At 65.7% G+C, this 11350-nt stretch carries 8 protein-coding genes; all 8 read left to right on the top strand.

What is annotated here, in order from left to right:
• The first annotated feature begins 78 nt into the window (after positions 1-78).
• On the top strand, positions 79-825 hold the full coding sequence (locus AB4Y31_RS22835) for a hypothetical protein (RefSeq protein ID WP_368675907.1): 747 nt from the start codon (positions 79-81) through the stop codon (positions 823-825).
• Positions 826-883: 58 nt separating this feature from the next.
• Entirely contained in the window at positions 884-1927 is a 1044-nt protein-coding gene (locus AB4Y31_RS22840; RefSeq protein ID WP_368675908.1) for a twin-arginine translocation pathway signal, read from the top strand.
• Positions 1927-3132 carry a cell division protein FtsQ gene (locus AB4Y31_RS22845; RefSeq protein ID WP_368675909.1) on the top strand — a complete coding sequence of 402 codons (1206 nt, stop codon included), beginning with the start codon at positions 1927-1929 and terminating at the stop codon, positions 3130-3132. The genes AB4Y31_RS22840 and AB4Y31_RS22845 overlap by 1 nt, the downstream gene beginning before the upstream one ends.
• Before the next feature lie 9 nt (positions 3133-3141).
• Positions 3142-4779 (top strand): MBOAT family protein, encoded by a 1638-nt coding sequence (locus tag AB4Y31_RS22850; protein WP_368675910.1) that lies wholly within the window; start codon positions 3142-3144, stop codon positions 4777-4779.
• Between the two features lie 13 nt (positions 4780-4792).
• A complete protein-coding gene (locus AB4Y31_RS22855; protein ID WP_368675911.1) occupies positions 4793-5029 on the top strand; it encodes an acyl carrier protein in 237 nt (78 codons plus the stop codon).
• Positions 5030-5039: 10 nt separating this feature from the next.
• A complete protein-coding gene (locus AB4Y31_RS22860) occupies positions 5040-6557 on the top strand; it encodes a D-alanine--poly(phosphoribitol) ligase (protein ID WP_368675912.1) in 1518 nt (505 codons plus the stop codon).
• Positions 6557-7480, top strand: a complete 924-nt coding sequence (locus tag AB4Y31_RS22865) for a hypothetical protein (RefSeq protein ID WP_368675913.1) — start codon at positions 6557-6559, stop codon at positions 7478-7480. Before AB4Y31_RS22860 ends, AB4Y31_RS22865 begins: the two co-directional genes overlap by 1 nt.
• Positions 7481-8730: 1250 nt before the next feature.
• A partial coding sequence (locus tag AB4Y31_RS22870; protein WP_368675914.1) for an ESPR-type extended signal peptide-containing protein occupies positions 8731-11350 on the top strand: 2620 nt, incomplete at its 3' end.

The raw sequence follows: 11350 nt of genomic DNA on the forward strand, positions 1-11350 counted from the left end.
TGCGACGGTGCGACCGTGCATGCGGCGCCGCGTGGTCCTCTGATGCAGTACGACGAAGCAATGATGAACGAACGCAAGATGAAGATGAAGCAATCGAATTTGAGCCTGAGCGTTGCACGTTGCGCGGCGGCCATCGCGCTTGGCGCGATCGTCGCGCCGAACGTGGCGAGTGCCGCGGCACAAGACGTGGCGAACCTCTACGGTCCGCAGCCGCCAGCCGATGCCACTTATCTGCGCGTCGTGAACCTCTCGGGGCAGGCGGTCCGCGTCGCGCTGCCCGGCAGCGCGCGCGCCGGCGTCCTCGCAGCGGGCGCGGCGACGAAGCTGAGCGTCGTCACGGCGGGTACTCCGTTGCGCGTGGCCGTCGACGGCAAGGACTTCGCGCCTGAGCCGAGCGCCAAGGCGCCGGCCGATGCGCCCGCGGCGACGAACGCGACAGCCGGGACGGTCATCACGGTTGCGCTCACGCGCGACGCCGAGGGCTGGCACACGCAGCGGATCGCGCTGCCCTACGCACGTACCGACGCATTGCGTGCGACCTTGCGCGTCCTCAACTTCGCGGGCGGGTGCGACGGCAAAGTGATCGTCGACGGCAGCCATGCGGCCGTCTTCGCGAACGTCCCCGCCACCGAGGCGGCGGAGCGCACGATCAACCCTGTCGCCGCGAATCTCGTCGGGCAATGCGGTCCGGCGTCGACGGCGGCGTTCGCGCTGCCGAAACTCGCGGCGGGCGACAGCTACACGCTAATACTCTCGGGCTCCTCGGCGAGGCCGGTGCTGAGCGGCACCCGCGACGAGCTGGCTTGGCCCGCGCCCGCGAATTGACGCAACGCCGCGCACGTTGTGCAGTTGCGGCCGCCCCGGCGGCCCACCCGAATTTCGAATGCAGACGAACCCGACCCTCGACATGAAATCGACGACGATACGTCAACCCGGCACCCTCGATACCGCTCATGACGCGCGGCGCCGCCGTCTCTTGCTTGCGTTCGCGGCCCTGCCGCTCGCGAGCCTGCCGTTCGTGCCGCGCACGGCGCGTGCGGCGCAGCAGGCCGTGATCGAAGGCCGCGATCGATGGCTCTTTCCGGGCTGGGAGAGCTTCGTCGAAGACGAGACGGCCGCTTGCCTGCGCATCGTCGATCTGATCGGCAAGGTGGCCGACAAAATGACCGCGCGCGGAATCCACTGCACGACCGTGATCGCGCCGCTCAAGGCGCGCGCGAGCGCTGACAAGCTGGCTGACGGACAAGCCGTATCCGATGCGGTCATGAAGCGCTACGCGGCGCTCTTTGCGCACGCGGCGGAAATCAAGCTCGACATGGTGGACGGCGAGGCGGCGCTCAAGGCCGTGGATACGAGTGCGGACAACACGTACATCCGTGCCGACTACCACTGGTCCGCCCATACGTCGGAGGCCTTCGCCGATGCGACGGCCGAGCGCCTGCGCGCGAGCAAGGTGCTCGATGGCGCGCACGGCGACGGTACGCCGCTCGGCGATTGGACCGAAGAGGTCAATTACGGCGACCTCGCCAATCTTCTGCCGCCGGAGCGCAAGCGCGCGATCGGCAAAGACCGATTCATCGTCCGCCAGGAGCAGGCCGAGGGCGGACTGCTCGCGGGCGCCGCGCCCATCGTGCACGTGGTCGGCAACAGCATGGTGCAGCCGTATCTCGGCTTTCCGCAGAAACTCTCGAACGTGCTCGAGCTGCCGGTCGGACTCACTTGGACATTCGGCGATACGGGACCGTGGAAGACGCTCGTCGATTATCTGGAATCGGCTGACTTCAAGCAAAACACGCCGAAGGCGATCGTCTGGCAGTTCAACGAAGGGCAGATGATGTTTGGCCCCGGCGCGACGGGCCAATGGGATCCGAAGTCGATCCAGCCCGACGGCGACTGGCTCGCACGCGTCGAGAAGGCGCTCGCCTGATGAGCACGACGGTCGATCAGGGGGCACCGGCCGATCAGCGCACCGCCCAGACGGCGGCCGCGGATCGCTCCGGGGCCGGGGGCAGCGGTCCCTCCGGCGAGGCGCGCGCACACCGGCGCATGGCCTGGTGCGTGGTCGTGTTGCTCGCGGCCGGGCTCGCGCTGGCCGTCGCATCGCTCGCGCGGCTCACGCGCGACGATCCGGCATTCGATCTTGCGTCACGCGCCGCCTGGCGTGACGGCAGCGTCCTGCACCGCATCGATCGCGCGATCGACGTGCCCTATGCACCTTTTCTGCGGCGGTGGCAGGCCGCGCTGCACTACCGGTTGCTCGGCGATCTCGGATCGCAGGTGCGCGAGGGTTGTCCCGGCTGGCTCTTTTATGCGGATGGGTTGCGCCCGCCCCCCGCCACCGCGAACGTCGAGCCCGTCGACGCGGCGCTGAACGCGCGCGTGGCGACGCTGCACCGTTATGCCGAGGCGCTCCGCAGCAACGGCATCGCGCTCGTCGTCGTGACGGTGCCTGACAAGGCGCGCGTCGAGACGGCGGCGCTCTGCGGCTTACGGCAAGACCCGCGGATGACGATGCGTTTCGACGCATGGCGCCATGCACTCGCGGCGGCCGGCGTCGCGCACGTCGATCTGCTTGACGCACTGCGCGCGGCCCGGCCCGCGTTCTATCGCACCGACGTCCATTGGAATGCCGCGGGTGCGCAAGCGGCCGCCGATGCGGTCGGCGCGAATGTGCTCCCGATTTTGGGCGCGCGCGGCGACGTGCGTTTCACGACCGAGCGCGCACGCACGGCGACGCCGCGCGTCGGCGATCTGCTGAAGCTGGCCGGGCTCGGCGACGTCCCCGACGGCTGGCGCCCGGCGCCCGATCTCGAGGTGGACGAAACGATGCACGCGCAAATAAGCGGCGGCCTGCTCGACGATGGCCCGCCGCCCGAAGTGCTGTTGGCGGGCAGCTCGTTCTCGCGTCGCAGCGCGTTTGCCGAGCGGCTCGGCGCCGCGCTCGGACGCGAGGTCTGGAACACGAGCCTCGACGACGGCCAATTCGATCGCGCGCTGGCGGCGCAATGGACGCAGCGCGCGAGCTGGCCGAAGAGCCTGCGTGTCGTCGTCTGGGAGATGTCGGAAGACGCGCTCTCGATGCCGCCGGGGGACGCACGCGTTGCCGATGCGTCCCGCGACCAAAAGAACTGAACTCCGACGATGCTATTCAACTCGTTCCTGTTCCTCACGCTGTTCCTGCCGATCGCGCTGGCGGGCTACTACACCGCCGGTGCGAGGCATCCGCGCGCCGCGGCTCTCTGGCTCTGCGCGGGGTCCATCGTTTTCTACGGTGCGTGGAACCCCGCGTTCGTCGGCTTGCTCGCGATCTCGATCGCGTTCAACTATGCGATGAGCCGGGCGATCATGGCCGCCGCCCCGAACTCGCGCGCGCGACGCGCATGGCTCGCGTTCGCGATCGCGATCGATCTCGGCGTGCTGGTTCGATACAAGTACCTCGCGCTGCTAGCGGGCACCTTAATCGAATGGACCGGCATCGTGCCGCACGGTGCGCTCGCGCTCGCGGCGCAGAGCGTGGCGTTGCCGCTCGGCGTGTCGTTCTTTACTTTCACGCAGATCGGCTATCTACTCGACTGCAATGCGCGCATCGTGAAGACGCCCGATGCACTCGGCTTCGTGCAGTTCGTCACGTTCTTTCCGCACCTGATCGCGGGACCGATCCTGCATCACAAAGAGATGATGACGCAGTTCGCGCAGCCAGAAACGTACCGATGGCGCGCCGAAAACTTTTCAGTCGGCGCGACGGTGTTCGCGATGGGGTTGGCGAAGAAGCTGCTGCTGGCCGATCCGATCGCACCATTCGCCGACGCGGGCTTCGCGGCGCCCGGCTCGTTGCAGACGCTGGCGGCGTGGGGCACCTGCCTCGCCTATGCTATGCAGCTCTACTTCGATTTCTCAGGCTACTCGGATATGGCCGTGGGGCTTGCCAAGCTGTTCGGCGTGCGGTTTCCGCTCAACTTCAATTCGCCGTTCAAGGCCACGAGCATCATCGACTTCTGGCAGCGCTGGCATATGACGCTCACGCGTTATCTGAGCGCCTACCTCTACTACCCGCTCGCGATGCGCATCAACCGGCGCCGTGCCGCGCGCGGTCGAACGACGGGGCGCGCGGCCCAGCAATCGGTCCCGGGGTTCGCTACGACGGTCGCGGTGCCGACGTTCTACACGATGGGTCTCGCCGGCATTTGGCATGGCGCCGGCTTGCAGTATCTGATCTACGGGCTGCTCCACGCGGGCTATCTGACCATCAACCATGCGTACCGGGCCTGGCGCGCCGAGCCGCCGACCGCAACCGCGGCATCGGGGGCTCGCGCCGTGCCGCGCACGGGCTTCGCGGCGCGGCTGCGCCACGTCGCGAACGTTCTGGTCACGTTCGTCGCGGTGCTCGTCGCCTTCGTGTTCTTCCGCGCGCACGGCATGGACGACGCATGGGCGTTGTTGAAGGGGATGCTCGGCTTGCGCGGTATCGAGTCGATCGATGTGTGGCCGATCGGGCATGCATCGATCGACATCGGCGCGCTCGAAGTGCTGCGGCTTACGCTGGGCCGAACGCTGCCCGCGCTGCAGATCGCCGCGCTGCTTGCGATTGCCTGGTTCGCGCCGAATTCGCATCAACTCATGGGCCGCTTTTCGCCGGCACTCGATCGCGCCGCGCTCGACGTGCCCGCGTGGCTCGTCTGGCGTCCGTCGTGGCGCTGGGCAGTCGTGACGTTCGCGCTGCTGTTCGTCTGCGCGGCGCAGTTGCACGGCGAAGTGCGCTTTCTTTATTTCCAGTTCTAAAAGGGGATACCCCATGCGTTCAACGTCTGAGCTGCTCGCCGAAGTGAAAGAGATCGTCGAATCGGTCGTGCTGCGCGCGGTCGAAGTCGATACGCCGCTCATCGAGTCGGGGCTCGTCGATTCGGTGTTGGCCGTGGAAATCGTGCTGCGCGTCGAGGTCGTGCTCGGCGTGCATGTGCCGCCGACCGAAATCGCCGAGCACCTCGCGACCGTGCAGGCGCTCGCGTCGTTCGTCGCTGAGAATCCGTAGAGCGGCCGCCATGCGTTTCGATCTGGCTACGAGTCGTTTCGTCGATACATCGCTGCGCCCGGACGCGAGCGCAGTCGTCGGCGCGGACCGCACATTGAGCTGGCGCGAGCTCGAGGCCGAGGCCTCGGCGTGGCGCGACGCGGCTGTGGCGGCGGGCTATGGCGCCGACACACCCGTGATCGTGCACGGACACAAGGAAGCGGCGTTCTTCGTCGCGATGACGGGCGCGTTGCTGCTCGGTGCACCGTTCGTGCCGCTCGATACCATCTATCCGGAAGAGCGCATGCATCGCATCGCGCGTACGCTCGACGCTCACGCGTACTTCGATGCGCGCAGCGGCACCTTCGAGTCATTCGACGAAAGACGATCAACGCGCACGCCGGCGTTGCGCGAGACCTCGCTCGCGTACGTGCTCTTCACCTCGGGCACGACCGGGGAGCCGAAGGGCGTGCAGATCGGGCGCGAGAGCGTCGAGGCGCTCGTCGATTGGATGGCGGCCGACTTCGGGCTCGGCACGAATCCGGTATTCCTGAATCAGGCACCGTTCAGCTTCGATCTTTCGATGTACGAAGTATTCGCCACGCTCGCCCTCGGCGGAACGATCGTGCTTGCCGAGCGCACCGTGGCCGTGCCAGGCCCCGCGTTCGTCGAGCTCCTCGCGAGGGAGCAGGTCGATACCTGGGTCTCCACACCGTCGTTCGCGCAACAGCAGTTGCTCCATCCGCGATTCACGCAGGAGGCGCTGCCCGCGATACGCAGCTTCCTTTTCTGCGGGGAAGTCCTGCCTGTTCCGCTTGCGCGGCGGCTGCGCGAGCGCTTTCCAGACGCGCGCATCATCAACACCTACGGACCGACCGAGGCCACCGTCGCGACAACATGGATCGTCGTCGACGACACGGTCCTGGCCGCGCATCCCGAGCGTCTGCCGATTGGATACGCGCGTCGCTCGGGGGCGGTGTTCATCGATGATGGCGAGCTTTGCATTGCCGGGCCGCACGTCATGCGCGGCTATCTGAACCGCGCCGATCTGAACGCCACGCGCATGTTCACGCATGATGGCATGCGCGCTTTTCGGACCGGCGACCTCGGCAGCGTTGAGAGCGACGGGCTGCTTTTTTGCCAGGGGCGCATCGACGATCAAGTCAAAGTCGGCGGTTATCGCATCGAGCTCATGGAGATCGACGCGGCGCTGCGCGCGCTGGACGGCGTTGCGAGCGCGGCAGCCGTCGCGCTGCGCAGGCCCGACGGCACTGTTGCACGCATCGTCGCGTTCATCGCCACGGGCAGGGACGACGGCGTATTGCCCCAAGCACTGCGCGATTGGAAAACGCAGCTCGCGACGCATCTGCCGCCTTATATGATTCCTTCGGAGCTGCTTGCGTGTGAGTCGTTGCCCGTGTCGGTCAACTTCAAGACGGATCGGGCGAGGCTCGCTCTGGAATACCGTAGTCGCAGCAGTGCTCGCCCAGCGAGCAATGAACAAGGTGAGCGTGGAGGTCATGTCATAGCCGGTCCGGCGGCAAGCTGATGCGTAATTCGACGATTGTTTCCGAGGCACGCTCTGAATTGGTGTCGCCGCGTCGCCGCGCGCTCATTGCCGCGGGCCTCTGCGCGGCATTGCCGATCGGCTGCGCATCGAGACCGCTCGACCAGCCGCAAGCGCTGGCGCAGGGCATCGTTTGGCAAATCGACGACGACCATCTCGATCCGCGTGGCGACTGGGACCGGCTGGGCGTGACGGACCTGCTCGTGCAGTGGACGGCCGTCGACGATCTCTCGTTTTTGCCGGGCACGGCGACGCATCGGAAGAGCCGGTTGGCCGGTCTCACAACGTCGGAACATTTGCCCGACTGGACACGCATTGCCGGCGAGCCGTGGGCGCGCAATGTCATCGTCGGTCTCGCGGGGCGCTTCGATGAGACGACGGCGCGCGCGAGAGTCGCGCGATTGATCGCGCAGTCCAAACAACTTGCCACCGTGTTGCCGCCTGGCCATATCGACGGGTACTACTTTCCCGTCGAAGTCGACCCGACTTGGGCCGGCGCTCGAGCGCTCGGGCCGCTGCTCGAGCAATTACCGCGGCCGCTCTGGATCAGCGTGTACGAAAACTCGAACATTGGCGGACAGGCGCTCGCCGACTGGCTGACGCGCTGGCTGCCACCTGATGTCGGGGTGTTCCTGCAGGACGGCTGCGGCGTCGGCGTGCGAGGGCCCGCGGCGGCGCGCGCCTATGCCGACGCGCTCGCGGCGCGGCGCGGCAAGGAGCGCACGCGGATCATCGCCGAAGCGTTCCGCCCCGCGCAAAAAGGCGCGTTCCGGCCGGCTACAGCGGCCGAGCTGGCGCCGCAACTGCTTGCGTATCGCGGCTACCGCGTCTACCTGTTCGACGGCCCGCATTACGTGTCCGCGCAACTCGTGCGGGATCTGCTAGAAGAGGCGGCGCGGCGCTGAGGCACGCGTGCGGCAGGGACATTGCGCGCGAGGCTGACAATTCTAAAAAATTGCAAACTCGCTGGCTGGCTCGAGGTTTTATGTAGACAAAAGTTCCGGCTTCGAGCAAAGTTCGGGTAAGCACTTACTCGAACGCGCATTGAGCGAGGATGATGAACGCCGCGAGCGGACGTCGTTGAGGCAAACGTTTGCGGGCAAAGGGAAGTGAGACTGGGTGCGCTTCAGCGAGGCTTCTAGTCCTCGAGGCAGGGGCCCACTTGGTGATGCAACGGGGGCAACGACGATCGAGATCTTTAGTACAACTAAATAACTATCGAGTGCATGGCCAGCTTGAGAGATGTGGCTGTTTTGATGAGGCGTCGGCTGCAATAGCGTCAAAACAAGGCATCCCCTCGAGGTTTGCGGTTCGCGCGCAGGGGTAAGGATTTTCCTAAAGGCGTGTAATCCAATAGCCGTGCTTTTGTGAAAGATTGCAAAATCGAGATTTGTTCCTCGCGCGTCGTCTGGACAAAAGGCGTCTCATATTGCAAAGTGAATTTGAGCGCTTAAAGCAGAGTCGTTCGGCGCCGAGGAAGCGCTTGGGGGTGTGTGGCAGGCGGGGAAGTGGTGGCGGACCCGCGGCCAGGTTGTCAATAAAAATAAGGCGGTTTAGCGACGTGCATCGCACGATGCCGCGCACGGGGCAATCGTCACCGCAGTACTACTGAGGGCACGATAACTATGAGCGTTATCAGCGGAAAACATTGGGGCGAAACTCTAGAACGAGAAGAAGCGGATTCTTCCAATCGGACCATTCATCTTGGGGTCGCTTGTGTGACCCATGCTTGTCAAAACGCTCCGCCATAAGCCGGCAGCGGCCCGTCATGCGGGCCAGGCGTCGAGCGATCGAAAACCCGGTTTTGTCCGTCCGCCGTTTCCTTGCAATCTGATTTCGAGGACGCGTCCCACGCGAGAGGGGTGCGTGCACTCGCATGGACGTTACGTGGGCGTTTGTAGCAGCGCGGCGAGCGCTATGTGATACCGCGCGGCAATCGACTTCGGTTTTTGGTTAATCGACGTAAAAAATTAGCACTCCTAATTGACTGGGCCAGGCCGCGTGCATGGAAGCCCGTGGGCTCGCTCGTCCTTATCGCGGGCGGAGCGGCTGGCTGACACGGCGCGCGTCGTTGCGATTCACGGTCGGTTCTCTTCGTGCTCCGTCGCTCTCGTCAATGCGACATGAAGCGCAAGCAAAACAAGGTGGAACAAAGATGAACAAGTCATTCAAGACGATATGGAACGAGGCGCTCGGCGCCTGGGTCGCCGCATCCGAGTTGGACAAGTCGTGCGGCAAGGGGAAGGCGGGCGCGGGGGCCACCCTGTGCGACGGCCGCAGCGGTCGTTGCGGCGACCCGGACGCTTCTATTCAGCACCGTTCTCATCTACGCGTTCTGGCGCTGCTGTTTTTGACAGGCTTAGGCGGATGGGCTGCGCAAGCGCAGGCCCAAGTGAGCTGCTCCGGGGCGCCCTACAATTTCTATAGTGGCTCCACTTCATGCGTGGGCTTCATGTCCACAGCCTCTGGAGGGGGAGCCACTGCGGTAGGTTATGGCGCCAACGCTTCCGGAATCAATCCCACGGCCGTCGGCTATCAAGCCATCGCCAGTGCTACTAACGCGATTTACCTGGGTGCGCGCAGTGCGCCCGGTACAGGCGCGACCGCCGAGTCGGCGATTGCGATCGGTACGGATGTTCAAGCTAACGGATCCGGCGCCATTGGCATGGGCGTGGACTCCGTTTCAAGTGGCACTAGCTCGACGGCGATCGGTGTATCGGCTAAGGCAACGGGAAACAACAGCGTTGCAATCGCAAGCAGCGCCACCGCCGCCGGGCAGCAGGCGGCAGCGTATGGCTACTTATCTCAGGCCAGTGGTGCTTTCTCCGTCGCGCTCGGCAATCAAGCGACCGCTAGCGACTCCGGTACGGTGGCCATCGGCAATCAGGCGACGAGCGCTGTTGCGGCAGGCGTCGCAGTCGGGAGCGGCGCTTTGGTCAACGCATCGTCCGGTGTCGCGATCGGCGTCAACAGCGGCGCGAAGGGGGTGGCCGCGATCGCGATCGGCGCGGGCGGGACAGCCGGCGTTCCCGGCTCGGGCACGCAAGCTTCGGGAGCACAGTCCATCGCGCTTGGATTCAACACGACGGCCAGCGGAACGTATGCCGCGGCGCTAGGCCAGCTCTCGACTGCGTCCGGCACGAGCTCGATGGCCCTCGGCAACAACTCGACTGCGTCGAATCTGTTCGCTGTCGCGTTGGGTAATTCCGCGCAAGCCGGCGGCACATCGTCGACGGCGTTGGGTGCGGGAGCGACCGCTTCGACGACCGGTACAGTGGCAGTCGGTATCAATGCAGCGGGCACTGCGGGGGACGCGATCGCGGTCGGAGCCAGTTCTCAGTCATCGGCCACCATGGCGATCGCTATCGGACCCGTCAGTACGGCGAGCGGCATCAATGCCATCGCGCTGGGACATTCTTCTACGTCCAGTGCGCAAGCCGCGGAAGCGCTCGGCTTTTCCGCCGTTGCCTCCGGGACGGCATCGACGGCAATCGGCAACACGTCACAGGCGTTGGCCGCATCGACGGTCGCCATCGGGGACACCAATACGGTAGCCGCCGCGGCAGGAACCGGCTCTATCGCAGGCGGCCACAATTCGCGAGTCACGAGCGGTACGGGCGCCGTGGCCCTCGGCGAGGGTCAGACCGCAAGTGGCAACGGCGCGGTATCGATCGGCGATCCGGGCTCGGCCATCGGCACGGGCGCCGTTCAGTTGGGCTCGAACAACACGGCAAATGGCAACGGCGCTGTCGCGATCGGCAACAGCAACAACGCGCAAGGCCAAGGTTCCATCGCGCTTGGCAACACATCCAACGCCGCTGCTGCAGGCGGCGTCGCGCTCGGGTCCAGCGCCGTCGCGAGCAATACGAATGGCGTCGCGCTCGGTTCCGGCGCCGTGGCCACGAACAGCAACGATGTCGCGCTCGGCGCCGGTTCGACGACCGCCGGGCCGAACCCGACGCCGACGGCCAGTATCGCCGGGGCGACGGTCACGTTCGCGGGCGGCAATCCCACGAGCGTCGTAAGCGTCGGCACGGCCACCGCGCCGAGGCAGGTGACGAACGTCGCCGCCGGGCAGATCACGAGTTCGAGCTTGGACGCGATCAACGGGTCGCAGCTCTTCCAGACCAACCAGGCGGTCACGAACATTTCGACGTCGCTGACCGGGCTGACGACGTCGTTCAACACACTCAATAACGAAGCCGTCAAGTACGATACGACTGGCGGCGTCACGAACTTCAACAGCATTACGCTGAATCCCGGCGGTACGTCGACGCAAATCCATAACGTCGCAACCGGCACGGCACCCACCGATGCGGTCAACGTCTCACAGCTGACGTCCACCGTGGCCGCCAGCGCGACGCACTACTACAGCGTCAATGACGGCGGGACCCAGCAAGGCAACTTCTCGAATAACGGCGCGACGGGCACCGATTCGATCGCGGCCGGCCCGAACGCAACGGCTTCCGGCGCAAATGGCGTAGCGTTGGGCTCGGGCGCGACGTCGAGCAGCGCGAATGCTGCCGCGCTTGGCAACAACGCGCAAGCGACGGCGACCAATTCGGTCGCCCTCGGTTCCGGCGCCGTGGCCACGAACAGCAATGATGTTGCGCTAGGCGCCGGTTCGACGACCGCCGCACCGCACCCCACGCCGACGGCCAGTATCGCCGGGGCGACGGTCACGTTCGCGGGCGGCAATCCCACGAGCGTCGTAAGCGTCGGCACGGCCACCGCGCCGAGGCAGGTGACGAACGTCGCCGCCGGGCAGATCACGA

The sequence above is a fragment of the Trinickia sp. EG282A genome (assembly GCF_040965455.1).
GTDB lineage: Bacteria > Pseudomonadota > Gammaproteobacteria > Burkholderiales > Burkholderiaceae > Trinickia > Trinickia symbiotica.

Excerpts from the sequence above, each read along its gene's own strand:
- AB4Y31_RS22840 (WP_368675908.1), top strand. The coding sequence starts at position 884 with ATGCAGACGAACCCGACCCTCGACATGAAATCGACGACGATACGTCAA.
- AB4Y31_RS22835 (WP_368675907.1), top strand. The coding sequence starts at position 79 with ATGAAGATGAAGCAATCGAATTTGAGCCTGAGCGTTGCACGTTGCGCG.
- AB4Y31_RS22855 (WP_368675911.1), top strand. The coding sequence starts at position 4,793 with ATGCGTTCAACGTCTGAGCTGCTCGCCGAAGTGAAAGAGATCGTCGAA.
- AB4Y31_RS22845 (WP_368675909.1), top strand. The coding sequence starts at position 1,927 with ATGAGCACGACGGTCGATCAGGGGGCACCGGCCGATCAGCGCACCGCC.
- AB4Y31_RS22865 (WP_368675913.1), top strand. The coding sequence starts at position 6,557 with ATGCGTAATTCGACGATTGTTTCCGAGGCACGCTCTGAATTGGTGTCG.
- AB4Y31_RS22860 (WP_368675912.1), top strand. The coding sequence starts at position 5,040 with ATGCGTTTCGATCTGGCTACGAGTCGTTTCGTCGATACATCGCTGCGC.
- AB4Y31_RS22850 (WP_368675910.1), top strand. The coding sequence starts at position 3,142 with ATGCTATTCAACTCGTTCCTGTTCCTCACGCTGTTCCTGCCGATCGCG.